The 23548-nt window shown below is 56.9% G+C and carries 27 protein-coding genes; all 27 read left to right on the forward strand.

The window, feature by feature from the left end:
* The 27 genes from CQ007_RS10180 to CQ007_RS10305 all read left to right on the forward strand — a co-directional run bounded on the left by CQ007_RS10180 (position 1) and on the right by CQ007_RS10305 (position 23547).
* Entirely contained in the window at positions 1 to 597 is a 597-nt protein-coding gene (locus CQ007_RS10180; protein ID WP_105645713.1) for a hypothetical protein, read from the forward strand.
* Between the two features lie 67 nt (positions 598 to 664).
* Positions 665 to 868, forward strand: coding sequence for a hypothetical protein (locus CQ007_RS10185; protein WP_146114567.1), 204 nt, complete (start codon positions 665 to 667; stop codon positions 866 to 868).
* A 7-nt stretch (positions 869 to 875) separates the two neighbouring features.
* Positions 876 to 2894: a type I DNA topoisomerase gene (gene topA, locus CQ007_RS10190; protein ID WP_105645715.1), complete on the forward strand. Its 2019-nt coding sequence runs from the start codon at positions 876 to 878 to the stop codon at positions 2892 to 2894.
* A 756-nt stretch (positions 2895 to 3650) separates the two neighbouring features.
* The gene (locus CQ007_RS10195; RefSeq protein ID WP_105645716.1) at positions 3651 to 3965 is read left to right on the forward strand and encodes a hypothetical protein; all 315 of its coding nucleotides are present in this window, start codon (positions 3651 to 3653) and stop codon (positions 3963 to 3965) included.
* Complete coding sequence (locus tag CQ007_RS18805) at positions 3962 to 4585, forward strand: hypothetical protein (RefSeq protein ID WP_146114568.1); 624 nt, start codon at positions 3962 to 3964, stop codon at positions 4583 to 4585. Before CQ007_RS10195 ends, CQ007_RS18805 begins: the two co-directional genes overlap by 4 nt.
* A 788-nt stretch (positions 4586 to 5373) precedes the next feature.
* On the forward strand, positions 5374 to 6012 hold the full coding sequence (locus CQ007_RS10200) for a hypothetical protein (protein ID WP_105645717.1): 639 nt from the start codon (positions 5374 to 5376) through the stop codon (positions 6010 to 6012).
* Positions 6009 to 6641 carry a hypothetical protein gene (locus tag CQ007_RS10205; protein ID WP_105645718.1) on the forward strand — a complete coding sequence of 211 codons (633 nt, stop codon included), beginning with the start codon at positions 6009 to 6011 and terminating at the stop codon, positions 6639 to 6641. The genes CQ007_RS10200 and CQ007_RS10205 overlap by 4 nt, the downstream gene beginning before the upstream one ends.
* 9 nt (positions 6642 to 6650) lie before the next feature.
* A complete protein-coding gene (locus CQ007_RS10210) occupies positions 6651 to 7388 on the forward strand; it encodes a TIGR03759 family integrating conjugative element protein (protein WP_105645719.1) in 738 nt (245 codons plus the stop codon).
* Positions 7389 to 7391: 3 nt separating this feature from the next.
* The gene (locus tag CQ007_RS19380; RefSeq protein WP_105645720.1) at positions 7392 to 8075 is read left to right on the forward strand and encodes a transglycosylase SLT domain-containing protein; all 684 of its coding nucleotides are present in this window, start codon (positions 7392 to 7394) and stop codon (positions 8073 to 8075) included.
* Positions 8076 to 8131: 56 nt separating this feature from the next.
* Positions 8132 to 8626 (forward strand): integrating conjugative element protein, encoded by a 495-nt coding sequence (locus CQ007_RS10220; RefSeq protein WP_105645826.1) that lies wholly within the window; start codon positions 8132 to 8134, stop codon positions 8624 to 8626.
* A complete protein-coding gene (locus CQ007_RS10225) occupies positions 8626 to 9150 on the forward strand; it encodes a hypothetical protein (protein ID WP_105645721.1) in 525 nt (174 codons plus the stop codon). Before CQ007_RS10220 ends, CQ007_RS10225 begins: the two co-directional genes overlap by 1 nt.
* On the forward strand, positions 9147 to 11387 hold the full coding sequence (gene traD, locus CQ007_RS10230) for a type IV conjugative transfer system coupling protein TraD (RefSeq protein WP_105645722.1): 2241 nt from the start codon (positions 9147 to 9149) through the stop codon (positions 11385 to 11387). Before CQ007_RS10225 ends, traD begins: the two co-directional genes overlap by 4 nt.
* Entirely contained in the window at positions 11380 to 12078 is a 699-nt protein-coding gene (locus CQ007_RS10235; protein WP_105645723.1) for a TIGR03747 family integrating conjugative element membrane protein, read from the forward strand. Before traD ends, CQ007_RS10235 begins: the two co-directional genes overlap by 8 nt.
* Positions 12079 to 12282: 204 nt before the next feature.
* Positions 12283 to 12834, forward strand: coding sequence for an HNH endonuclease signature motif containing protein (locus CQ007_RS10240; protein ID WP_105645724.1), 552 nt, complete (start codon positions 12283 to 12285; stop codon positions 12832 to 12834).
* 319 nt (positions 12835 to 13153) lie between these two features.
* Positions 13154 to 13501, forward strand: coding sequence for an RAQPRD family integrative conjugative element protein (locus tag CQ007_RS10245; RefSeq protein WP_105645725.1), 348 nt, complete (start codon positions 13154 to 13156; stop codon positions 13499 to 13501).
* Positions 13498 to 13725, forward strand: coding sequence for a TIGR03758 family integrating conjugative element protein (locus tag CQ007_RS10250; protein WP_105645726.1), 228 nt, complete (start codon positions 13498 to 13500; stop codon positions 13723 to 13725). The genes CQ007_RS10245 and CQ007_RS10250 overlap by 4 nt, the downstream gene beginning before the upstream one ends.
* Positions 13726 to 13757: 32 nt before the next feature.
* The gene (locus CQ007_RS10255) at positions 13758 to 14123 is read left to right on the forward strand and encodes a TIGR03745 family integrating conjugative element membrane protein (RefSeq protein WP_105645727.1); all 366 of its coding nucleotides are present in this window, start codon (positions 13758 to 13760) and stop codon (positions 14121 to 14123) included.
* Between the two features lie 11 nt (positions 14124 to 14134).
* Positions 14135 to 14518 (forward strand): TIGR03750 family conjugal transfer protein, encoded by a 384-nt coding sequence (locus tag CQ007_RS10260; protein ID WP_105645728.1) that lies wholly within the window; start codon positions 14135 to 14137, stop codon positions 14516 to 14518.
* Positions 14518 to 15150 (forward strand): PFL_4703 family integrating conjugative element protein, encoded by a 633-nt coding sequence (locus CQ007_RS10265; RefSeq protein WP_105645729.1) that lies wholly within the window; start codon positions 14518 to 14520, stop codon positions 15148 to 15150. Before CQ007_RS10260 ends, CQ007_RS10265 begins: the two co-directional genes overlap by 1 nt.
* Positions 15147 to 15959 carry a TIGR03749 family integrating conjugative element protein gene (locus tag CQ007_RS10270; protein WP_105645730.1) on the forward strand — a complete coding sequence of 271 codons (813 nt, stop codon included), beginning with the start codon at positions 15147 to 15149 and terminating at the stop codon, positions 15957 to 15959. Before CQ007_RS10265 ends, CQ007_RS10270 begins: the two co-directional genes overlap by 4 nt.
* Position 15960: 1 nt before the next feature.
* Positions 15961 to 17397 (forward strand): TIGR03752 family integrating conjugative element protein, encoded by a 1437-nt coding sequence (locus CQ007_RS10275; RefSeq protein ID WP_256582265.1) that lies wholly within the window; start codon positions 15961 to 15963, stop codon positions 17395 to 17397.
* Entirely contained in the window at positions 17384 to 17836 is a 453-nt protein-coding gene (locus CQ007_RS10280) for a TIGR03751 family conjugal transfer lipoprotein (RefSeq protein WP_105645731.1), read from the forward strand. Before CQ007_RS10275 ends, CQ007_RS10280 begins: the two co-directional genes overlap by 14 nt.
* Positions 17836 to 20787 (forward strand): conjugative transfer ATPase, encoded by a 2952-nt coding sequence (locus CQ007_RS10285; RefSeq protein WP_105645732.1) that lies wholly within the window; start codon positions 17836 to 17838, stop codon positions 20785 to 20787. The genes CQ007_RS10280 and CQ007_RS10285 overlap by 1 nt, the downstream gene beginning before the upstream one ends.
* On the forward strand, positions 20784 to 21578 hold the full coding sequence (locus tag CQ007_RS10290) for a thioredoxin fold domain-containing protein (protein ID WP_105645733.1): 795 nt from the start codon (positions 20784 to 20786) through the stop codon (positions 21576 to 21578). The genes CQ007_RS10285 and CQ007_RS10290 overlap by 4 nt, the downstream gene beginning before the upstream one ends.
* Positions 21579 to 21724: 146 nt before the next feature.
* Entirely contained in the window at positions 21725 to 21985 is a 261-nt protein-coding gene (locus CQ007_RS10295) for a DUF4282 domain-containing protein (protein WP_105645734.1), read from the forward strand.
* Positions 21986 to 22196: 211 nt separating this feature from the next.
* Positions 22197 to 22610: a TIGR03757 family integrating conjugative element protein gene (locus CQ007_RS10300; RefSeq protein WP_105645735.1), complete on the forward strand. Its 414-nt coding sequence runs from the start codon at positions 22197 to 22199 to the stop codon at positions 22608 to 22610.
* Positions 22600 to 23547, forward strand: coding sequence for a TIGR03756 family integrating conjugative element protein (locus CQ007_RS10305; protein WP_105645736.1), 948 nt, complete (start codon positions 22600 to 22602; stop codon positions 23545 to 23547). The genes CQ007_RS10300 and CQ007_RS10305 overlap by 11 nt, the downstream gene beginning before the upstream one ends.
* Position 23548: the final 1 nt, after the last annotated feature.

A 23548-nucleotide genomic window follows, 5' to 3' on the forward strand; every position in this document is an offset into this window, starting at 1 on the left:
ATGAAAAAAACGATCTTCTTAGCGCTTGGTGTTGTCTCTGTCACGCTGTCCGGCTGTGCAACCGATCAGCATGTGTATTATCAAGGCAAGTGTCTCAGTTGCATGAATAACCCGCTGACCGGAGAGCCGGTCAATTATGACCCGGAGAAACTGCCGGAGGGGGCAATGGCCGTTACCGGATTCAATTCCGGAGCCAGCCAGCCATCGAATACTGGTGGGCCGCAGCCCGTGTCGATTCTGGGTGTTTCTCAAAGGGAGGAGCTGCGGATGACCTATGCGGGTGATGTGGACACTGCGGCTGCGCTCCTGAAAAACGCGTTTGGGTACATGACCAGGGAAGAAGCCATTGCAGAGAAAGGCTCGATGGTTGGCGGGATGATGTTTCACAATGGCGACTACGCCTATAGCGCGGTACCGGGAAGCACCTATTCCATGAGCGGGCTTATTTACGATGGCAGCTTGAGAACACGAGTCAGCAAAGCCTCGACCGGAACGGATGTTCTGTTTACGTTTAGCGTGACCAGGAACTACCAGGGACCGAGCATTGAGTCCGTGATGCAGGCCGTCCATGAAAGAGCGAAGGCTGCTCTGCGGTAAATTGGAGCGCGATGGCCGTGAGGCTTTTGATGATGCAAGCTGCTGAGCGGCGCTGATGGGGGAGCTGATGAAGAAGTCACCAATTGGTCGTGAGCGGGTTGGGATCACTGATGCGGCGCGACTACTGCGGGTATCGGTGACGGAACTGAAAGATGCCATTCGCCAAGGTAAGCCGGTTCATGGTGTCCAGTTACCCAAGGCCATCCTGATCGGAGCGCATTATCAGTTCTGGTTGGATGAATTGATGGCGATGGAGTTGCACCAGAGATGAGGGCGGTATGACAACGCTGGTTATCGTGGAATCACCAGGCAAGATCAAGAAGATCAGTTCGATCCTGGGGGCTGGATACAAGGTGGTGGCCAGCGTTGGGCATGTGCGGGATTTACCGGGCCGGGAGCTGGGCGTTGATCCAGCCAGTTACAAGCCCAGCTATGTGCCAACGGAACGGGGAAAGGGCGTGCTGGCGAAGCTGCGTAAGGAAGTGGCAGCAGCCGACCAGGTTATTCTGGCCACTGACCCGGATCGGGAAGGTGAAGCCATTGCCTGGCACCTGGCTGACGCTTTGAGGCTGAAACAGCCGAAGCGGATCACCTTTACCGCTATCACCAAAGAGAAGATTCGCGAGGCCATGGCACAGGTCCGTGGTATCGACTACGACCGGGTGCGGGCACAGGAAGCGCGACGGGTGTTGGATCGACTGGTGGGCTATAAAGTCAGTCCGGCCTTGTCGGATCGCGCCGGGCACGCACTATCTGCTGGGAGGGTTCAATCTCCTGCTGTGCGGCTGGTGGTGGATCGGGAGCGGGAGATCAGAGACTTTCAGCCAGTGAAGCATTTTGGGGTGGAGCTGCTGCTGCCGATACCGGGGCATTGGCCTGAGAACCCCAAGGCGGTCTGGCGAGCCCAGTGGGACACCCGTCCGCACTTGGTTGAAGGTCAGGAGTACCTGGTGGATCGCGGTCTGGCTGAGCAGGTCGCCACGGTGCGGGATGTACAGGTGACGCGCTTTGAGAATGCGTTTGCCAACAGGGCGCCGGCGGCGCCGTTCACCACGTCGACGTTGCAACAGGAAGCTGGGAAGAGGCTGAAGATGAAGCCCAAACGGGTCATGGATCTGGCCCAGAAGCTATATGAGCAGGGAGCGATTACCTATCACCGAACGGATAATCCCAACCTTGATCCCGCCGGCATCGAGGCGATTCACAGCTATGCGCAATCAGCGGGTCTGGAACTGGCAGGCAAGTTGCGCACCTGGAAGGCCAAAGACGGTGCCCAGGAAGGGCATGAGGCGATTCGTCCTGCTGATGTGACTGCCCTGCGGGCGGGTGAAGATACCGATCAGCAGGCTATGTATGAGCTTATCTGGCGGCGGGCTGTTGCCTCACAGTTGGCTGATGCCCGTTATGCGGTGAGACGTGTGCTGCTGACGGGGGCAGTGCAGGGGCTGTCTGTGCGCTTTATCGGCCAGGGCCGCAAACTGATTGATCCCGGCTGGCTACGGGTTTATGGCCAGGATGAGCCGGAGGAGGGCGACCAGGCCGAGCCGGTCAACCCCATTCCCAAGCTGGAAGTGGGGCAGGGTGTTCGTGCGGTGGATGCTCGAGTGCTGGACAAGGTCACCAAGCCGCCGGCGCGCTTCAAGCAGTCCACGCTGGTCGCCGAGTTGGAGCGCCAGGGTATTGGTCGACCGAGTACCTATGCTGCCATTCTGGAAAACATCACCAGCCGCAGTTATCTGATCGAGGACAAAAAGGGGTTTCTGTCACCATCACCAACAGGGGAGGTGATTCGTGACGCACTCGTGGGTACCTTCGCTTTTGCCAATCTGGACTTTACTCGTGAGCTGGAGGATCAGCTGGACATGATTGCAGAACAGCGCATGACCTATGATCAAGTGATAGGCCAGACCTGGGCGTTGCTGGACCGGGAGTTAGGTGGGCTTCGGCAAAGCCAGGTCAACCTGCCGAAAAGCGAACATGCCTGCCCGACCTGTGGCGCTGCGCTTCGCCGGCGCAAGGGCGGCAAGGGGTTCTTTTGGGGGTGTTCGGCCTACCCCGAGTGCAAGACGGCGTTGCCGGATGAGAAGGGCAAGCCGGGTAAAGCCCGGGAGCGCAAACCCCAGCCGGAGCCGAGTGAACATGCTTGCCCAAAGTGTTCCAAGCCGCTGTTGCACCGAGTTGGTACGGGGAAAAAAGGCCCCTATGATTTCTGGGCCTGCAGTGGTTTTCCGAAGTGCAAGGCATCGTTTGAGAACAGCAATGGGACACCGGTGCTCGATGGGGCTGCAACGAGATGAGTTGGAGATGTCATGGATAAAATGGGGCTGCTAATTTTGGCTTTGGCCATTTGGGGAGGAGTGTCAGGCCTCTTGCTGAGAAGTTATATAGGAGGGTGATGAGCCGGTGTTTGATGTAAATTCAATGAACACCTGCCTGTTCTCGCTGTATCAAAGACGCCAGGTCCTGGGAAGGATCTGGCGTTTTTGTTTGAGGTAAAGGGTGGGAAGCTGGATGGTGGTGCTACAGGCCATGTAGCTGAATGATGGAGGCTGCTGTACGTATTGCATGTCCGGCAAGCCATGCGTTGGTCCGTACCCGAATCTGATATGCAGCCGCGACTCGGTAATTTGTATGCACGATTTCCGCACAAAAGGAGCCCAGGGTTCAAGCAGCGGGCACTGCCGGAGTGAAGCACTTGGAACATTGGCCAGCCATGGTGCCTTGTTGCAAGCAGCATGGCTGGCCAATGTTACCGGGTAAAGGGTGCCCTCGACCAAGAGGGCGAAGTACAAGGAGACTGGGTTCCGGGTAGCAACACCGTGGACGTTTGGACGTTGGAACCGTGCCTTTTCACCAGTCGCAGGCACTTATAGGGCAATGAGCCGCAAGGACTCAAAGGGCGCTACTGAAACCGTCAGTAGCCAACGGGGTGAGCTTTCATTATCAGGCAGCTGGCCCAGCCGGTCAATGCTGGCTCGATCGGGTTAACATTTCCCATCGTTCGTATCGTGACTGTCATTCATTGTCGGTTCTGTCTACCTGAGGAGCTGCATATGAACCACCATGACACTACGCGAACCTTGACTGGATTGAGTGAGGCGGGCATTGCCAAGCTACAAAAGCATCTTGCTTGGACAGGCAATGAGGGGGTTGTTCAATTCGAAGTGGCACGCTCCGATTTGATAGTTGTTGTGAGCCCGCAGATCAATAATCCGGATCCCCGATTGGCCGTCGAGCCTTGGCTTTTTGCTATGGCTGTTGCTGGTACAACATACCCGAAAACAGGCGCTGAGCATGAATCATCGGGCTACGAAGAAGTATGTCTGAGTTACTACGAGGCTGATTTTCAGTTTGAGGAGGCGCTGTGAGCAAGGCCACACCTATCAGCCATTTCCAGCGTCAGGCTGAGGAGGATATTCATGCTGCGCTGGATTCTCATCAGTTAGGGGTGGGCTGGATACAGGCTCGACGAGTGGTTTTTTCTAATCGTGGGCCGTCGGGCGCCCCAGAGCTGCTGGCATTGATTTTTGCGGATGATCCCTCTCTGGGATACTGGTACGGGCATATTGTCCGGCATCCAGTCAGGCGAGCCTTATTTGTCAGCGCAATAGTCTGGACCGACGTGTTTATCGACGCTGGAGAGCCTCAGTTGGTGCTGAACCGTTTTCATTATTGGACCTCGGTGAGGCTTCGATATCAACCATGCACCGCCCAGCAGCCTGATGATACTTATGCCGAGGCAACAACTTTTGAGCAGGCGAGTCGAAACCTCGCACTGATGGTGCGTCGATTTGATCTTCGTCTGCGTGGCTCCTCGATGCCATCAGGCGCAGGCCCTGTGAACGGGGTGTTGGAATGCCGGGTCCTCGAGGTATACGGGCTTGAAGGAGGGGCCGACCAGAATGGCCAGTATCCAGAACCCCCTGGAGTGGAAAACTATATACCGCCTAACATCGCTCCGACCGGCCCGCTTGACACCCACTCATAGTCTCCAGCCGTTTCCTCTAACTGTGGATGGCTGATAACTAGGGGGTTGTCTGAAGTTTTGACAAGGTCACCAGAAGCTGAGAATACCTTCTTGAGGTAGCATTTCTGGTTCGGCTGCCATATCTGGGAAAGCCCTTTGCTCTGGCTTTTCGATAGCACGAAGTGAAAGGGGAACCTCGATTGAGGTCCGGATCCGAAATTACCGAGAGTCAATAAGATGTAGGGAATAATCCATAGAGGAATGTCTTGGTAAGCCCATATCTTTTTGTGATCAGCTATACGGGTTAGCGCCTTAAACTCCGAGACAGACAGGTTTCCTTTACGGCAAAGGGTCAGGCAGAAAGCATATGCCTGGCAAATATTATCCCGCTCAAAGAATTGCCTACGTAGAGCATCGCCTCGTGAGTAGTCCCAGCCATCAGCATGCATACCCTTATATCGGTCAGAACGATTGGCCTCCAAGCAGTCGTCCCAAGGTGCTTGTAGTTCGTTAATATTTTGATGGTCGAAGCGAGACGTTACCTGTGGGCTGTGAACCCCGTATGGGTCTACAGCCTCATCACAGCTGGGGCAGTATGGAAGTACGCCTTTGGCCCGGAAGTCAGGACCTGCCAGAGCCATGAATTTTTCAGGAGTCACGATTGGACCACCTGGGCGACCGTAACATGCGTACAGCATGCATCCTCCAATAGTCGATTATTCGCTTTTGACTTTAACATTCCTTATCGCTCCTTTTAAGGCATTTGCCGCATTGTGCCCCCTGATTGATCCATCACGAGGGCACAAATCATGTCGTTTCGCTTGCAACATTTCTCTTTGCTTGCCGCTGGGTGCGCGGTAGCTGTGTTGAGCGGCTGCGTGCAGCAGCCGGTGGCTCCCAGCCTGGCAGAGCAGTACCCGGACTCGCAGCAACTTGAGCTGCCCAGCTATCAGCCTATTGCCAATGACCTGTATGGCGAGCAGCAGCCTGATCAGCTGGAGGTGCTGCGCACTGGTCGCTATACGCTAGTCTCGACGGCGGCCCAGGTGGGGCAAAGTAATCTGCTGGAGCAGACCGTGCAGGTGCGGATTCCTACCAGGTTGAAAGCGACTGTTGCAGATGGGGTGAAACATACCCTGGATCGCTCGGGTTATCAGCTATGTTCGGACAAGGGCAAGCCCGCCCTGGAAACCTTGTTCAGCCGTCCTTTACCGGCAGCACATTATGAGCTGGGGCCGATGCCACTGCATGCGGCGCTTCAGCTACTCGGTGGGCCAAGCTATCAGTTGCAGGTCGAGCCGGTTAAAAGAGAGGTGTGCTTTGGACTGCGGGTAGCCACATTGAGGCAGGCAAGTACGAATACGGACGCTGCTGTTCTGGCCGCTCCTGCACCTGCGCAGGTGTCACCCGTACCGGACAGTCCCTCGCTGGGTGGAGGTCAGCCATGATGCGGCGGGGTGTACTGGCCGGTATCGCACTTCTGGTCTTGGGTGGTTGCTCAGGGGCAGACGATGCCGCGTTGCTTGCCCGCCTGGGCGAGTACGAAACGCGGCTGGAAACACTGGATCAGCAACTGCTGGAAAGCAGTGAAAGCTATGCGCGGGATCAGGAGAACTTACACGATAGGGTTGTTGGCTTGGTCGCTGAGTACAGCGGTCAGTTGATTGATCTCCTTGATCAGATCACCGGAATGCAGGCGACGGTGAATGAGCTGGGCGAGCAGCAGAGCAAACAGGACCTTCTGATAGCCAGCCTGAAAGAGGAGGTTGAACAACTTGAGTCACAGCTGGCCAGGCTGCAGACCGTCCGCACTACCCAGAGTGCCCCAGTTCAGCGCCGTGCAGCCCCCAAGCAGGAACCAGCCAAACCCGTAACACCAGCCTTTGATGTAACCGGCATCGAGTTGCGAGGTGGGCGACCTTTTGTGGCGGTGGCATCGCACAGTGCTCAGTCCCTCAATGAGGTGCAGTTACTGGAAGTGGGAGATACTTTCTCGGGGTGGAGGGTATCCCGTGTTGGGGACCAGGCCGCTGAATTCGTGTCTGGCACTGGAACTGTCGAACTGACAGTGCAGTAGGAGGTAGAGATGGTCAACCCGTTGAAGGTGCGGCCTGGACGCTGGGGATGTGGGCTGATAATGCTGGCATTGGCATTCCAACTCCAGGCTCAGACAGAACAGACTCGGCAGCAGGATCTCAATCTTGATCAATCGAAAAACGTTGAAACCCAGATCATTGAACGCCGAACCAAAGCTGCCGAGTGGGGGCTTACGGATGAGGAGTGGGAGCGCTACGAGTCCTTGATGGCTGGTCGTCGCGGCATCCTGTCGCCAGGGCTTGATCCTCTGACCGCGCTGGGGGTGGAGGCTCGTACAGATCAAGAGCGCCGCCGCTACGCTGAGCTACAGGCCCGCTTCGAGTACGAGCGCATCGAGCGGGAGCTGGCCTACCAGCGTTCGTATGACGAGGCAATTCAGCGTATAGCCGGGGATCAGCCCCGCGTGTCGACCTTCACGATGCGACCTGAATCAACAGTGGGGATGGGCTCCTTGAGCCAGGCTGCTGGTCCAGTGCGTTATGACGTTGTGGTTGCACTGTCAGATTGTGCGGCTTGCGACAGCACTGTACGAGACCTGGTGGCAGAGGGGCGGGCAATCAACATCTGGGTGACCGACAGCGACGGTGATGACGGAAAAATCCGGCGCTGGGCTACCAGCCTTGGGATCCCGGTGGAGAGAGTGACCAGTGGTTCCGTTACGCTGAACCATGGAGCCACTTTGGATATGACCGGGCAATCCCTGCCTGTCGTCCGCCTGCGGCAGTGAATCATGCGAAAGCACCTGCCTGCCGCCTTGGCGTATGTTGTCTGTTCGGCGCTCAGTGCTTCTCTGGTTTGTGCGCAGACAGTTGACAGGCTTGATCCAGTCGTATTTGAGAGGATTGCCGAACGGCATGGGGTGCCGGCGGATGTATTGTACGCCCTGGCCCGCACTGAATCAGGTCGCACTCAGAAGGGCGAGCATAAGCCGTGGCCCTGGACGCTGAATATTGCCGGGCAGGGCAGGTATTTCAATTCCCGCGCTGAGGCGTGTAGTGCCTTGAGAGCGGCTCTGGAACATACCAGGTTGATCGATGTCGGTGTTGCCCAGCTCAATATTCGCTGGAACCCCGAGCTGTTTGGTGCCGGGAAGCGATTTTCCGATCCTTGTGCGGGGCTCGACCCGCAACACAATCTTGATGCTGCTGCCGCCATCTTGCGCTCCCACTTCGATGATACGGGGCATTGGTTGACTGCGGTCGGGCGCTATCACCGCCCTGCAGGAGGGGAGGCTGCTCATTACTATGCCAGGGCGGTAGCATCCCGCCTGGCTCCTCGCTCCAGTCCGTCGGCGTACCGTTCTGCCGGCTCTTCCGCCGCTTCACATTCCAGCCCTGTCCCCCCACAAACAGCCATCGCGCCCACGCACTGGATCGCTCCTGTTGCGATGGTCTGGATTTCTTCTGGAGATTGAATATGTATTTGACGCTTCATTTCGTACGAGCTTTTGCTGCCGGATGCTTGGTGACCATGTCCTGGTCATGCGCTGCTTTAGCCCAGCCGGCAGGCTTGCCAAGCCTCACTATTGTGGCGGATCTGGGTGGAGAGCCGGCGCGGCCTTACTTTGTGGCTATTGGAGGGGCCGGGGTTTCCGAGTATGAGGGAGTTCAGGCTGCACGCACCGCGCCGTACTCCGTTGACGATATGTTGCCCGTGTCAACGCCCAGTCTGAGCCCGGGCCGGGTCGAGCGCCGTGCCCTGTCCATGCCACCCGCATTCCAGCCGCTGTTTATCGTTGGAGATGACCCTCTGAGCCTGAGTTGGCTTGCTGCCAGGGGGCCATCATTATCGCAGATGGGAGCCAGCGGTCTGGCGGTCAACGTGCAAACGGCTGAGTCATTGCGGTCGCTGCAGGAGCTGGTGCCAGACCTGCGCATAGATCCTGTTCCTGGTGATGACCTGGCCAACCGATTGGGTCTGACACATTACCCGGCTCTGATTACGGCTACGGGGGTGGAGCAGTGATGGATTGCCTTGATCTGGAGCTGCCGAAAGAGGCGTTTACCAGCCTTGAATTGCCGACGATTGACAGGCCCTTTGCAGTCGGTGAACAGGCTCATGTGTTATGGCTTTGCCGTGCCATGTGGATAGCGCTACATGCCACGCAGCGAGAGGTGACCCCTGACGAACTGGTTGAGCAGCTGCGAACCCAGGATCAGGTGGATCAGCTTTGCATCGACTATGCGCAGTCCTTCTTGTCAGCACAGGATGCCGGAGCCTGGCCGCAAATCGTGGCATTGGTCGACAGCCTGTCGGAGCCTGCGTTGCCTGTAAGGTTCAAGCACAGAGATCGTCGTATCCCTGCCCTGAAGCTGTATATCGCTACGGCCGCTCAAAGGTCTGCATTGAAAACAGACGCTGTGTTCGCCGGCCTTACCACTCTGACTGATTATGACCCTGACCATTATCGCGCCCTGACCGCTGTGCTGGATCAGGATGGCTTGCCGATCGCCAAGGCTGCATTGTCCTTGTGGGAGGGCGATTCATGAATCAGCGACATCCGATGGAATCGTTGCTACGGCCTGCTGTAGAACTACAAACCGTATGGGTCTGTCTCGGGTGCGCGGTGTTGTGCATCTGGGCACCTTGGTCGGTGGCTTTGACCCCATCAATCGGGCTGGGAATGGCGGCGGGATTTCTGATCTATGGCGCGCATCGAGGTCGACAGGCGTGGATTATTCTCAGGTACCGCCGGAATATGCGCCGCTTGCCGCGCTTTGCGCTACGCAGCGAACAGATTCCGGTGAGCAGCCGGTATCTGTGGCTGGGCAAAGGCTTTCGTTGGGAAGCCAGACATACACAGCGTCTACATGAGGCCCAGCAGCCGAACACTCAGGTCTATGTGCAGCCATCAAGGTGGTACCGGCTGGCCAGGCGTCTGGAGATTGCGTTAGATCGCTACCGTGCTGCTCGCCTGCTGGTCAGGATGCTCGCAGCTGACGTGCCGCTCAACCCTGTTCGACCGCTTCCTCCCGTTGGCGGGAATCCGGCTATTCATGCAGTGGAGTGGAAGGAGGAAGATGCTTGGATGCCACTTGGGGAGCGTGTCGGACACACTTTGGTCGAAGGAACCACGCGGGTAGGGAAAACGCGAATGGCCGAGGTGATGATTACCCAGGACATTCATCGGCCCAGCAAGGATGTGGTGGTCTGTTTCGACCCAAAAGGCGATGCGGACTTGCTGGTGCGCATGTACATCGAGGCAGTGCGTGCTGGACGTCAGAATGAGTTCTATGTGTTCCACTTGGGCTGGCCCGGCCTGTCGGCGCGCTATAACGCGGTAGGTCGGTTTGGCAGGTTGTCGGAGGTGGCCACGCGGATTGCCAACGCACTACCCAACGAGGGAAACAGCGCCGCATTCAGGGAGTTTGCCTGGCGGTTCGTCAATATCGTCAACCGGGCTCGGCACGCCCTTGGGCACCGGCCCAGCTATGAGCAGATCCTCACTGATGTCGTGAATATCGACGGCCTGCTTATCGAGTATGCCGAGCAGAAGCTGGAGGCGGCCGTACCTGGTGCGTGGGGACATGTAGCGGAGTTCGAGGGGCGATTGAACGACCGGAACTGGCCGCGTAACCTGATGGGGCGGGATAAGCGGGTAGTGGCCTTGATCCAATATCTGCAGTCGCCCGACGTGTCGATCAAGGACTCGGTGCTGGAGGGGCTGCTGTCAGCAGTACGTTATGACAAGACCTACTTTGACAAGATCGTGGCTTCGCTGCTGCCGCTGCTGGAGAAGTTGACCAGTGGGCGGATCAATGAGCTGTTGTCGCCGGATTACGATGACCTGGAGGACACTCGTCCCATCTTCGACTGGCTTCAGGTGATCCGCAAACGAGGCATCGTCTATGTCGGGCTTGATGCGCTGAGTGACTTCGAGGTGGCCCAGGCTATTGGCAACTCCATGTTTGCCGACCTTGTCTCGGTGGCTGGGCACATCTACAAATTCGGTGTGGATGATGGGCTGCCGACCCCGGCCAGCGGCAAGATTGCCATCAACCTGCACTGTGATGAATTCAACGAGCTGATGGGGCCGGAGTTCATTCCGTTGGTCAACAAGGGCGGGGGTGCCGGCATCCAGGTGACAGCCTACACACAGACCGTCTCTGACATCGAGGCCAAGATCGGCAGCGCCGCCAAAGCGGGGCAGGTCGTGGGTAACTTCAACAATCTCATCATGCTGCGGGTCAGGGAAGACAAAACCGCGGAACTGCTGACCAACCAACTGCGACAGGTGAATGTGCAAAGCCGTATGTTGGTGTCCATGGCTGCGGACAACAGTAACCCTGATTCCGATGTGGACTTCACCAGTTCGGGCGGGGATCGGATCAGCACCGTACAGGTGCCCATGTTGGAGCCTGCCGACATCGTCAATCTGCCGAAAGGCCAGGCGTTTGCACTAATGGAAGGGGGGCAGTTATGGAAAATTCGCATGCCGTTGCCGCTGCCGGATAAGGGCAAAGATGTTCCCGCATCAGTATCGGATATTGCTGCAGGCATGCGTCGACAGTACAACACTGGCGAGCGCTGGTGGGAGGCGGTGGCCCCGCCGCCGGTGGAAATCGATCCGGAGCTGCGCAGGGCGTTCGATAGCTTTGCCGCTGCGAACCCTCAGCCACTTGGTGAACAGGGGCTTGCCGCAAATGAAGGAGCCAGGGAAAGTGCTGTGAGGGTGGCTCTGGATGACTCCGTAGCGAACACAGCGGAGGTCCACGGCGATGGCTGAAGATGCACGGGTGCGGACGGCTGAAAAGAAGCGCACCGGGGCAGTGTCGAAACTGTTTTCCCTGCCATTCAAGGTCGTGGGCGTTGTGTTGGTCTCTATCCTGATTTCTGTAGGGATTGAATGGGCGGGGATCTACCTTGCCTGGTGGGCCTTGCCAGGAGCTGAGCATGCCGAGATGGTGATGCGCCAAGAGATGCGCTGGCTGGATACCAACTTCTCTCGTTCACTTATGGTGTCGGATCCGGTGCAGTTTGCGGGGCAGGCTCTCGCTGCGGTGAACGACTGGCTGTTCATTCGGACCGGCATTGCCGGGTGGGCGCATGAAACCACCAGTGGCGGTTGGGCGGGGGCAATCAAGCAGTACGTGATGGCTGCGATGTACGTCACGTTGATGACCCTGACGCGCTGTGTGATCCTCGTGCTGACCAGCCCCTTGTTTCTGCTGGCAGCCCTGGTTGGGTTTGTCGATGGCCTGGTGTTGCGCGATCTGCGCCGTTTTGGGGCAGGGCGTGAGAGTGCCTTCATCTACCACCATGCCAAGCGAACCGTTGTGCCGGTATTTCTGATCGGCTGGCTGATCTATCTGAGTCTGCCCTTTGCGATACATCCCAACCTGTTCTTGTTGCCCTGTGCGGCCTTGTTCGGGTTTTTGATTGCTGTGGCTACCAGTACATTCAAGAAGTATCTTTGATATGGAGAATCGGGGTCGGAGTTTAGGTTCTGTACGAAAGGTATTACTGTAGGCGCTGCGCACTAGACAGTTTGAAAAATACAGTTGTGGTCGTTCATTGGGCTCAATATTGGATGAGAGGGCAGAGTCGATGGCTTTACACAGCAAGGATCGTCTATAAATGCATACTCAGCTCTTAAAGTCAGCCGAACAGGTAGGATGTCGATGAGACAGAATGAGATAGACGATATTGCGAAGGCAGCAGAAGGGGATGCCAACGCCTTGATGCGCATAGAGCGGCGAGACGTCATACGTAAAATGGTTCAGGAAGCGCGCCGCGATCGTCTGAAGGACGCTACGCCTGCTTGGTCCGACCTAAAAGCGATCAAAGCTATTTACCAGCAAGCACGTCGCCAAACATTGGAGACTGGAATTAAGCACGAAGTTGATCATATCCTACCTATTCAGGGTAAGAAGGTATGTGGGCTACATGTTCCCAGTAATCTTAGAGTAATTACCAAGGCAGAGAATGCTCGTAAGCGTTCGAAGCATGGTGATGAGGATGTGGCTGGATTCCTCTCTACGAAAGGCTATGAGGTAGTGTACGGCAGTCGTAAACTGAATCACGCAATAAAGACAGGAAAAGCAGTGGTCGTATATACGGGACTCGGCGAGTGGTTTCGTATCTATGCAGATCATGGCGAGCTTGTTATGTCGAGCATTGCAGAAAGTGACCTGAAGTCAGAAGTTCTTATAAGAAAGAAAGCTAAGGATTGAATTCCGAGGTTCAGTACGATTAATCGATGCGAAGCAGAATAGCCACCATGATTGGTGAGGAACACACACGGCAAGGTGCGACGAACTCCCAGCCCCCAGCATGGGGGCTGATCAAGGATTCTCCTTCCAGGGCCCAGAAGATGGGCTGGCCTCGCCTGTGATGACTACTCTGTGGAGTCCACGGCAATATTTTTCGTATAGAACCTAAGCCCCCTTACCGAATAAAACCCATCGCATTGCACTTAATGTTCTCTATCGAATTGCCAGCTCGGAGCTTTGACACTGTAGCCAAAGCATCACACCGGGGGCCTCTTGGCACATGTACCACTTTAAATCGTTGTTTCTTCCCATGCTGCTGTCGGCATCTGGCGCGCTTGCCAATGTGGTCTATGCGGCGGAGCCCTATGACGAAATCCAGCGTCGTGACCTTTCGCTGATCCAGGGCCAGCTCAATCAGGTTGTGACTGTCCTGGATCGCCTGGAGGCGCGTCAGGCAGGCCAGGCCGGGCAGATCGACCTGTACCTGGATATTCCCCGCGTGCGCGCTGATGTGCATGCCATTCAGCGCGGTCTGGATGAGTACCTATCCCCGTCACGTATGCCGCCACGGCGACTTGAGCCCATGGAAGACGATGTGGTTGGTCGCTACCTGGGACAAAAGCCGTGACGCCAGGTGAAGCCTTCCAGGCCGGATCAGGGTTCGAGTCGCTAGATGTCTGGACGTTGATCGTTGGTGTGGGCTGCGTCGTGGTGCTGATTATCGCCGCATGGGTTCTGACTTCCTGTTATCGGGGGTGGGCAAAAAACAATCTTGATGGTGATGAGGCGCTGCATACAGCAATCAAGGCGATTCTCATCGTTGTGGTGATGTTCTGGATTCTGCTGTCGTGAGGATCCGCGTTTCTTAACTAAGGAGTGAATACATGAAGTTCAAACAAACGATCCGGGTAACCGGGGATAAGGCAGCACAGGTTCTGGCGTTGGCAGGCCTTGGCATGAGCCAGGCTTTTGCGCAGGGGCTGCCTACGATGGATGCACCTTCTCAAGGTAGCGGTGGGGGGCTTATGTCCACGCTGCAGGGATATATTTACGACGGTGCAATCCTGATCGGCCTGGTTCTCTGCGTTATTGCATTCTTTGTGGTGGCCTCATCCAGTGTGGCCTCATTCAAAGAGGCGCGAGAGCGGGAAACCTGGGGCAAGTTTGCAGTGACCGTCATGGTGGGGGTGCTGCTGGTCGTTGCTGTCATCTGGCTGGCTACCGAAGCCGCGCCGGTTCTCTCACAGTAACAGGGTGACCCATGGCCGACACCATCAGCTGGGTACCCAAGCGATTGAACGCTGCTCCCATAGTGTTCCGAGGGATGACTGGCAAGGAAGTCGCCACGCTGACATTGGCGGGTCTGGGTGTATTTACACCGATCGGCATTGTGGCTGCGCTGGTCATGGGCATGATTGCGATGGCGCCGACAGTGGCCTTTCTCGGGGCAGGGCTGACGCTGTTCTTCGGCGGCACCATCATGCGCCGCCTGCGTCGGGGAAGGCCCACCTCTCTCATGTATCGCCAGCTCCAGTTCTATCTGGCGTGTAAGGGGATTGCTTCCGGCGAGAAGCTGATTACCCGCACGACGAGGTACAGCATTCGTCGCCACCCCCCACTCAAGCCTGACTTCAGGAAACACTAATGTCTCAATACCGAAATGCCAATACCTCACGGGATTCGCATATCACAACGCTGCGTGCCATTTGTGGTGTTCTTGTGCTGGCCTGTGCTGCGATGTGGTGGGGATGGAGTCAGGCCCCCAAGGATCTGACCATCAATATCCCACCGGACTTGCGTAGCGGTTCAACACAGAAGTGGTGGGAGGTACCACCCTCTACCGTCTATGCGTTCAGCTTCTATATCTGGCAGCAGCTCAACCGTTGGCCAGTTAACGGTGAGGCTGACTACCAGCGCAACCTTCATGGGTTGCAAGCCTTCTTCACTCCCGCCTGTCGCGTAACGCTTAACGAAGAGTATGAAATGCGCCGCAGCCGCTCGGAATTGCGTGGGCGGGTACGCGGTGTTTTCGAGGTGCCCGGCAGAGGATATCGGCCTGAGTCCATCAAGATCCTGGGACAGGACACCTGGATCGCAAACCTGGATCTGGTGATCAACGAGCAGTACGCGGGGGTGGATGTGCGTGATGTGTATGTGCGCTACCCCTTGCGTGTCGTTCGGGCAGATGTGGATCGCGAACGGAATCCGTTCGGCCTGCAGATCGACTGTTTTGACGGAGTGCCACAACGCCTGAACATGCCGGGAGTAGATAAATGAAAATGCGTTTGTTGAAAGGATTGGTGTGTGGTGCGCTGCTTGCGGCGCCCCTGGCCAACGCTGTCGAGTTGATGGAGTGGGATCGTACGCCATTGGTGATCGACTTGCCGGTTGGTCAGGAGCGACTGGTGGTGCTGAACCGAAATGTGTCGGTCGGACTGCCGCTTACGATTGCGCATGATGACATTCTGCGAGTGCAGTCAACAGGTGGAGTGCTCTACTTCAAGGCTCATGAGGCGTTTGATACTGAGCGTGTTCAGCTGAAGGATGAATCGACAGGTGAAATCATCCTGGTCGACCTTACTGCCAAGGCAGATGCGTCTGCAGAGCAGATCCAGGTAATCAGTGCCGAAGTGGCTGAGGCAGATGCCAGCGAGCGCCCAGATCCAGCTGCGGAACAGCGCGCACCCTTGCCGGTGGTGTTAACCCGCTACGTTGCTCAGTCCCTGTATTCGCCGTTGCGCGTTATCGAGCCGGTACCGGGCATCAACCGGGTGGCCATGCGGCTGCCGGGTTCCGTGGAAACACTGTTACCAGCCTTGCCTGTGGAAGCCAGGCCCATAGCTGCCTGGACCCTGGAAGGACTGCATGCGACGGCGATTGAGCTGCGCAATCAGGATCCAGACCGTAGTTTTGAGCTGGATCCGCGCTATCTACATGGTGCATTGATGGCTGCGACCTTCATGCACCCAACCATTGGCCCCCGCGGACACCTGGATGACACCACGACCATCATTATCGTGACCAGAGGGCCACTGGCAGAGCACCTGCAACTACCGCGCTTTCAGCCGACGGTCGGGGAGGGGTGAGATGTCGATGTCATTGAAGAGCAACGGTCTGCTGAAAATCTTGGTACCAACGGTATTGGTAGTGGTGGTGCTGATCGTAGTGATGTCCGGTGGCAAAGGCTCGGGGAGACCGACGCAACAGGAGGTGGACCCCTCGCTCCAGCTCACGTCAGAAGAGCTGGAGTTGTTGGGTGTTGAGGCTGATACCCCCCAGGACACAGTAGCCACCTTGGTTGGCCGTGTCCGGCTGATGGAGCAGGACCTGCAAAACACCCGCAGTGAGAGTCAGCGCCTGGTGGAGCAGAACAAGAAGCTGGCAGAGCAAAACACCAATGTCGATCGCCGGTTGGAGGAAGTGCTGCGTCAGGAGCGCCGGCGGATGGCCGAAGAGGAGCAGCGCAAGGAACAATCGATGCTGGCTCGGTTTGAGCGCCAGTTTGAACAGTTGAAAAATAACTATGCATCTAATGCGGACCCAGCCAGTACCGGACAGATGCCGATCGGGGCGGCCCGAGGGGATGGTTCAGGGTTCGCCCCAGCCCCATCAACAGTCTGGGTTACGCCTATGGATGGTGTCCAGGAACAGAAAGGCCGCAATCAGGGAGAGTGGAGCTTTCCCAGCGCGTTTGCTGATGGTGTAGGTACTGTCGCGGATTCTGTTGTGCGTGGTGCAACGGCAGCAGAGTCGAAGGTGACAGGAAAGCCGGACGCTTCATTGGTGCAACCAGTCTATACGGTGCCCGCCAATGCCACCTTGATGGGCTCGCTCGGCATGACGGCATTGATTGGCCGGGTGCCGGTGAACGGCACCGTCAGCGATCCGTATCCCTTCAAGGTGGTAATCGGCAAGGACAACCTGACAGCGAATCACATCGAGATCCCGGAAGTTCATTCAGCGATCGTCAGTGGTACTGCCACGGGTGATTGGACTCTGTCCTGTGTGAGGGGAGCCATTAATTCGATGACCTTCGTCTTCGAGGACGGAACCATCCGTACTGTCCCTCAACCGGAGACTGGTAACTCTCGTCAGAGCCGTTCCAATAATGATGAGGTACTCGGCTACATTTCCGATCCCTACGGGATCCCCTGTGTCAGCGGGATTCGTCGTAGCAATGCCAAGGAGTACCTGAGCAGCCGGGCGCTGATTACGGCTGCCGGCGCCGCTGTGGCATCCAGCCTGGTAGATGATTCCGAAGGGGTGGCCACCATCAATACTGATGGTTCTGTATCCAGCGCTATCACGGGCAATCAGGCTGTGACCTCGGTGTTGACCAACGGTATTTCCGATATTTCCGACTGGGTAAACCGGCTCTATGGCGAAGCATTCGCTGCCGTATACGTGCAGCCGGGTGTAGAGGTGGCTGTGCATATCGAGCGGCCACTGGAAATTGACTATGAGCAGGCGGGTCGCAAGGTTCGCCATGGTACGACAGCGAGGGTGTCCTATGAACTTCCCTAAGATCATCACTGTGGCCTTGTTGGGGGCTGCGCTGGCCGGATGTGCTACGTCCAAGGATGAGTTGATGCCGCATGGCGATCAGACGATGCAGGACCTGTGGCGCCAATCGGCCAGCGGTCGCAGTGGTGACAATCTGAGTCAGCAGGCTCTGCTCGATGCGCGGTCGGACTTGCGTCGTCCGATGACGGATGGCGCCCTGGTGGAGCAGCGTATCCACCATACTCGAACCGCAGCCAATGAGATTTATAGCCAGTTTGCCCGCCTGCCGAACCCGGACCTGGTCATGTATGTCTTTCCTCACCTGGCGGGAGGAGAGCCAGTGCCTGTTCCAGGGTATTCGACAGTATTTCCGCTATACAGCAGACCGCAGTATGCAATGCCAGGCGATATGGCCAGGCCGCAGCTCAACCCACTTGACCGTATGGGAAGGGCGCGCTGATGTCTGGATTCAATGCGTTCATGTCGAGGCTTTTTCCGGCCAAAGGGGCAGGCGTTTCATCGCATGAAACTGACGAGGTGGTTGCGGAAACTCAGGGCAACGAGGTGACGCCGAATGTGGAGGAACTGATTACCGATGAGTCGGGTCAGCGGCTGGTACTTCCACGCGGCAAACCTATCACTATGGCGGCCCTGCGTCGGACCTATGAACGTGCGCCGAGTTTTGCCAGCCGGCTGCCCTGGGTTGAATTCCTGGACGAGTCCGGCTGCTTTATGCTGGAGGACGGAAAATCGGTTGGGGTGGTGGCGGAAGTCACGCCGGTACCAACCGAAGGGCGGTCGCCGGAATCCTTGGAGCATATACGCGATCAGATAGAAGCCGCACTGCAGGATAGCTTGCCGGAGGAGGATGATTATCCCTGGGTGGCGCAATTGTATGTCAGTGATGACACCAACCCCCGGACTGATATCGAAAAGATCCACCATTACATAAAGCCCGATGTGTTGGATACACCCTATACCCAGGATTGGTTAGCCAATATGGACCGGCACCTGAAGGCCATTTCCAAGCCTGGTGGGCTGTTCTTCGATGAGGTTATTACCCAGGCCGACTGGCGCGGCCATACCCGTAGAACGCGATTGGTGTTGTACCGGTGGTTGCCGGATCACGCAAAACAGGGCAAGAAGCGTATCGGTGACCGTAAGCGGGCCTTGAACCCGGAGGCAGCGGTCAATCATGTTTATGACCGCCTGGTGGGAGGGCTGGGCGCTGCCGGACTGCGTTTGAAGCGATACGGTGCAGCGGATTTTCACAATTGGATGATGCCATGGTTCAACCCCAGGCCACGCCTGTCGCCTGAGGATCCCAGGGCATTCTATGACCAGTTCCGCTATCCCGAGCGTCCGTCCTGGTCTTATGACCTGTCAGAGGGTTTGCTGGCTTCCAGTCCTCGAGGAGATATGGAAGCGGGACTGTGGTACTTCGATGGCATGCCGCATTGCGTAGTGCCAGTCGAGGAGCTGAGAACACCACCGAAAGTCGGTCACCTGACAGGTGAGTTGCCCCGGGGCGACTCGGCAGCGCGCAATGCATTGTTTGACCATCTTCCTGAAGGCACGGTTGCGTGTTTGACTATCGTCGCCACCCCGCAAGAACCTTTGGAAAGTCATATCAATACCCTTCGTCAGAAGGCGATCGGCGACAGTGTGCTGGCGGCCAGTGTGCGCAGCGACTGTGACAAGGCCCGGGACATGCTCAGCGAGAGCCACAAGCTGTACCAGGGCAGCCTGGTGTTCTTCGTTAAGGGAGACACGGAAGCTGAGCTGGATACACGGCTTCTGCAGCTAGGTACGCAGTTGATCAATGCCAACCTCAAGCCCACTGAGCTGGAGGATGAGGTGGCCGCGCTCAATAGCTATCTGCGCTGGTTACCAATGAACTTCCAGCCGGAGCTGGATCGGAAAAACCGCTGGTATACCCAGTATCAGTTTGTGCAGCACCTGGCCAACCTGGCTCCTTTTTTCGGTCGAGCGCGTGGTACCGGTAACCCGGGGCTGAGCTTTTTCAACCGGGGAGGTGAAACGCTGAGTTTCGACCCCCTGAATCTTGATGACCGTCAGGCCAACGCGCATATGCTGATTTTCGGTCCTACGGGTGCCGGAAAATCAGCGACGCTGAACGCCATGTTGGCGCAATTGATGGCGGTGCGCCGGCCGCGTCTGTTTGTGATTGAAAAAGGCAACAGCTTTGGTCTGCTGGGTCAGTATTTTGAGCGCCTTGGATTGTCAGTGAACCAGGTGCGTCTGTCCCCTGGCAGCGGTGTGCGCTTGCCACCTTTTGCAGAGGCCCACCGACTCCTGGAACCAGAGGAGTTACGCCGCAAGCAACTGAAAGATATCGAAGCGCGTCTTGGCCAGGAAGATGCGCCGGCTGACCTGGAGATCGAGGAAGAAACGACTGAGGATGAGCGCAACATCCTGGGAGAGATGGAGATCACTGCCCGGTTGATGATTACCGGCGGTGATCCCAAGGAGGAGGCGCTGTTTCGTCGTAGCGACCAGCGTACCGTTCGTGATGCCATCTTCCGTGCTGCACGCAAGGCTGTGGCTGAAGGCAGGCAGTGCTTGACGGAGGATGTGCGGGCCGCATTTCGGGAAATCGCTAATGACCCGGATACGCCAGAGCATGGGCGCATGCGTGCCTATGAGATGGGCGAGGCCATGGGGCTCTATGTGGATGGTTTCGACGGTGAGGTCTTCAACCGCCCAGGCGAACCCTGGCCGGAATGTGACGTTACCATCATTGACTTGGCCCACTATGCCGATGGGGGCTATAGCGCCCAGCTGGCTCTGTCCATTATCTCCATCACCAACGTCATTACCGCCATGGCTGAGCGCGACCAGTATAACGGTCGTCCCATTGTCCAGGTAATCGATGAATCCCACTTGCTGACCACTAACCCATTGCTGGCACCGTTCCTGGTGTCGGTCGGCAAGATGGGGCGCAAGCTCTCGCATTGGCTGTGGATGGCTACTCAGAACCTGGAAGACTACCCCGACGTTGCAGCGAAGCTGCTGAACATGATCGAGTGGTGGGTGCTACTGACCATGCCGCCTGATGAGGTTTCCATGGTCATGCGCTTCAAGGAACTTTCTGATGATCAACGCAAGTTGGTTCAGTCGGCAACCAAGGTTACCCGGAAGTACACCGAAGGGGTGGTGCTGGGCGGTCGGGTTGAATCGCTTTTCCGAATCGTACCGCCCAGCTTGTACCTGGCTTTGGCCGGCACAGAGGGGGAGGAGAAGGCCGAGCGGCGACGTGTGATGCTTGAGTTGGGCTGCTCCGAACTGGACGCGACCATCGAAATTGCTCGGAGGCTGGATGAGAAGCGGGGAATTAATGGAGGCGTCTGTGTGGCCTATTCAAGCAGTAACCAGGGGATGGCAGGATGAATATGGGAGATGCTGAAGCACGTGCTCTGGCTTGGGCAGGCGGTGCAATGCTGGTAACCCTGCCGGTTGCCGCGCTTATTGCTGGAGTTGGCAGTGTTTTCGCCTTGTGGACCCAGTTGGGCGAAGACAATCAACAACAGGTCGAAGCAGTACTGCCGATCGTTGAGTCCAGATTGTCGCCGGTACTAGGGCTGAACGAAGCGCGACTGCAGAGCGGGGAGCGGGTATACATCAGTCATGGTGGTAATTTCTTCCTGGTCGGTAATCTGTTCCAAGTCACGGCGGAAGGAGTAGTCAATCTGACGGAGATCGCCCATAGGGAAGACCGCCTGGGTGAGCTGGCCAGCGTGCCGGAGGACCGTTTCCTCAGCTTTATTGCCAATGATGAGCGTGCTGTGGTGACAGTCTTCACCGACACGAGCTGCCCGTACTGCCAGCTTCTTCACCGGGAAGTGGCCAAGCTCAACGAGTTGGGCATCACCGTACGTTACCTGGCGTTTCCCCGGGCCGGATTGAACTCCACCGTAGCCTCGCAAATGCAATCTGTCTGGTGCAGCTCTCAACCAGAGAATGCGCTGGAGCAGGCTTTTCAGGGTGGCTGGGTGCAGGTAGATCAAAACACATGTTCTGGAGCAGCTATTTCAACCGGTTTTGAACTGGGGCAGCGCTTTGGGGTTAGAGGAACGCCTGCTGTAGTGTTGCCCAACGGTGAGCTGGGGGAAGGGTATATGTCGGCTGCTCAACTTGCCGAGGCTATCAGCGCATCCAGCGCCGGGAGTGAGTCGCACTGAGGTTTTGGTGTCGCATCAACAGGCAAGCATTGGTCGAACGTTGAAACACCAGCACATTACCCTAGAATAGCGCGGGCTGTTCTAGGGCCGTGGGTGGCTTTGCCTGGACAGCGATTAACGCTGTGCTTTCTCATCAAGGAATAAAAATGAATCAAATATTTTTCATCAAGTCGATGCTCACTCCCAAAATCATTACGGTGGTGTACTGGCTTTTATTGGTGGGTGTTGTCTTTGCCGGTTTGGGTAGCATGTACACTGGGTTTGGTGGTTTTTCCTTCGGCAGCTTCATCAGGGGATTGTTCTATATCGTGATCGGCGCAGTGGGGGCTCGGATCTGGTGTGAGCTGATGATTGTGCTGTTCAAGATTCACGAAAACCTGCAAAAACTTGCCGACCGGGAGTCCTGACCGGCGATCCAGGCCTGTCTGAGGGGGACCTCAGTTCAGGCTTGAGCGGGTAGCTGCTACTACCCAACTACCTTCCCTTGATTGTCTGACGCGCTGAGCTATAAAGGTGGCCGAGCCAGAAAAAAGCTGGACTGCATTTAACATTCCCTGATGCGCCGACTGACAGTAGCCAGTCAATCTGTAGGTCTCATGCCTACGGAGCTTTTTCATCATGCGTTTCATCACTATCGGTTTCACCTCGCTTGCCATGCTGGCCTGTTGGTCCAGTTCGATATTGGCAAGCCCCGAGGTCTTTACCGCATCCCATATTGAGCTGAGCAACCTACCTGAGAATGCCACAGTGGTGGAACTGGATGCTTTGGCTGGGCTGGATGAGCTGTTATCCCTGCAACTGCCGGGTGATCCTGACATGGCCAGTGCCATTGCCCTGGAGCGTATGCAAAGTGCCAAATGGCTGGAAATGCGTGAACGGTATGAGCACGCCGCCATGGCGGTGGCTAGAGCCTGGATGCTGGGTGTCGAGAAGATCCCAGCGGTGGTGATCGATGGCCATGTCGTTTATGGCGAGACAGACGTGGCCACCGCTGTTGCGCTGATCGAGGAGGCCCTGATCCATGCTGAATAAATCCATTCTGATCTGGGTTGCAGGGTTGGTTGCCGTCGCCGGCATTGCTGGCCAGGCACAGGCTGCCAGGCTGTCTACGGCTGAGGTTATCTCTTCTGCTGCTTCCCCTGCCTGTGTCGATTACCAGGTGGTGGGCGTGTGTGCCTGGCTGCATTGTTCACTTGGGTGCCGAGTTAGAACCTCAGTGAAGGTCAAGCACTATATCCCAGAGCTGGTGGTGTCCAGTTACAACAGGACTGGTGGCAACCCCTGGTCAGATGTGGCGGCGCTGAGCCCGCCGGTGGCAGGGGCGCAAGGCGGCGGAACCATGACCAACCGCCATAGCCACTCCAGAGACATCCTTCGGTTCAAGAATGTCGACGCCATTGGTCATCCCGCTACCTCGATGTTCTCGGCATTGACTGGTTTGCGCGGAATGGTATGTGCGTCTGGCACGGTATCCATGAAGCCTCACTTCTTCTCAACACTGGATTTTGTGGGGTGGCGGCAAGCACTGGTGGAGATGTTGTACCCAGAAGCCTATGTCCCAGGTATGCGCGAGCTGGGGCGAGCAGGGGATGTATGGGGCAACATCTATCCGCGTAGCGGCTTTGTATCTCAATCAGACGACTATCGTGGGGCTGCGCTGGCAGCTCAGCGTGTGGCGGACCTGGTTACCCGTAGCGGCTCTCCTCATGTCTACCAACCGCTTACGCCGAGTTCTCGGGATGGGTGGTGGCCACCATCGCCAGTGCTGGAAGGCAATGCTGGGACTCACAAATGGCAGGCGTTGTCACCCAGAAGCGAGGGCAGCTGCGATGTGTGGCCGGATCGAGGGCAGCTTGCCTCGTATGGCGATCGCACTGATGGCTCAGGTGACTATGCATGGGCTCTATGGCGACCGTATAGCTGCTGTGAGCGGCGTGGTCAGCGGCTGCTATGGCATACAGGAGGTTGAA

It is taken from the genome of Pseudomonas sp. MYb185, assembly GCF_002979975.1.
GTDB lineage: Bacteria > Pseudomonadota > Gammaproteobacteria > Pseudomonadales > Pseudomonadaceae > Halopseudomonas.

Bases quoted from the DNA above. Each gene is read 5' to 3' on its own strand.
- CQ007_RS10180 (WP_105645713.1), top strand. From the start codon at position 1: ATGAAAAAAACGATCTTCTTAGCGCTTGGTGTTGTCTCTGTCACGCTG.
- CQ007_RS10185 (WP_146114567.1), top strand. From the start codon at position 665: ATGAAGAAGTCACCAATTGGTCGTGAGCGGGTTGGGATCACTGATGCG.
- topA (WP_105645715.1), top strand. From the start codon at position 876: ATGACAACGCTGGTTATCGTGGAATCACCAGGCAAGATCAAGAAGATC.
- CQ007_RS10195 (WP_105645716.1), top strand. From the start codon at position 3,651: ATGAACCACCATGACACTACGCGAACCTTGACTGGATTGAGTGAGGCG.
- CQ007_RS10200 (WP_105645717.1), top strand. From the start codon at position 5,374: ATGTCGTTTCGCTTGCAACATTTCTCTTTGCTTGCCGCTGGGTGCGCG.
- CQ007_RS10205 (WP_105645718.1), top strand. From the start codon at position 6,009: ATGATGCGGCGGGGTGTACTGGCCGGTATCGCACTTCTGGTCTTGGGT.
- CQ007_RS10210 (WP_105645719.1), top strand. From the start codon at position 6,651: ATGGTCAACCCGTTGAAGGTGCGGCCTGGACGCTGGGGATGTGGGCTG.
- CQ007_RS19380 (WP_105645720.1), top strand. From the start codon at position 7,392: ATGCGAAAGCACCTGCCTGCCGCCTTGGCGTATGTTGTCTGTTCGGCG.
- CQ007_RS10220 (WP_105645826.1), top strand. From the start codon at position 8,132: ATGTCCTGGTCATGCGCTGCTTTAGCCCAGCCGGCAGGCTTGCCAAGC.
- CQ007_RS10225 (WP_105645721.1), top strand. From the start codon at position 8,626: ATGGATTGCCTTGATCTGGAGCTGCCGAAAGAGGCGTTTACCAGCCTT.
- traD (WP_105645722.1), top strand. From the start codon at position 9,147: ATGAATCAGCGACATCCGATGGAATCGTTGCTACGGCCTGCTGTAGAA.
- CQ007_RS10235 (WP_105645723.1), top strand. From the start codon at position 11,380: ATGGCTGAAGATGCACGGGTGCGGACGGCTGAAAAGAAGCGCACCGGG.
- CQ007_RS10240 (WP_105645724.1), top strand. From the start codon at position 12,283: ATGAGACAGAATGAGATAGACGATATTGCGAAGGCAGCAGAAGGGGAT.
- CQ007_RS10245 (WP_105645725.1), top strand. From the start codon at position 13,154: ATGTACCACTTTAAATCGTTGTTTCTTCCCATGCTGCTGTCGGCATCT.
- CQ007_RS10255 (WP_105645727.1), top strand. From the start codon at position 13,758: ATGAAGTTCAAACAAACGATCCGGGTAACCGGGGATAAGGCAGCACAG.
- CQ007_RS10260 (WP_105645728.1), top strand. From the start codon at position 14,135: ATGGCCGACACCATCAGCTGGGTACCCAAGCGATTGAACGCTGCTCCC.
- CQ007_RS10265 (WP_105645729.1), top strand. From the start codon at position 14,518: ATGTCTCAATACCGAAATGCCAATACCTCACGGGATTCGCATATCACA.
- CQ007_RS10270 (WP_105645730.1), top strand. From the start codon at position 15,147: ATGAAAATGCGTTTGTTGAAAGGATTGGTGTGTGGTGCGCTGCTTGCG.
- CQ007_RS10275 (WP_256582265.1), top strand. From the start codon at position 15,961: ATGTCGATGTCATTGAAGAGCAACGGTCTGCTGAAAATCTTGGTACCA.
- CQ007_RS10280 (WP_105645731.1), top strand. From the start codon at position 17,384: ATGAACTTCCCTAAGATCATCACTGTGGCCTTGTTGGGGGCTGCGCTG.
- CQ007_RS10285 (WP_105645732.1), top strand. From the start codon at position 17,836: ATGTCTGGATTCAATGCGTTCATGTCGAGGCTTTTTCCGGCCAAAGGG.
- CQ007_RS10290 (WP_105645733.1), top strand. From the start codon at position 20,784: ATGAATATGGGAGATGCTGAAGCACGTGCTCTGGCTTGGGCAGGCGGT.
- CQ007_RS10295 (WP_105645734.1), top strand. From the start codon at position 21,725: ATGAATCAAATATTTTTCATCAAGTCGATGCTCACTCCCAAAATCATT.
- CQ007_RS10300 (WP_105645735.1), top strand. From the start codon at position 22,197: ATGCGTTTCATCACTATCGGTTTCACCTCGCTTGCCATGCTGGCCTGT.
- CQ007_RS10305 (WP_105645736.1), top strand. From the start codon at position 22,600: ATGCTGAATAAATCCATTCTGATCTGGGTTGCAGGGTTGGTTGCCGTC.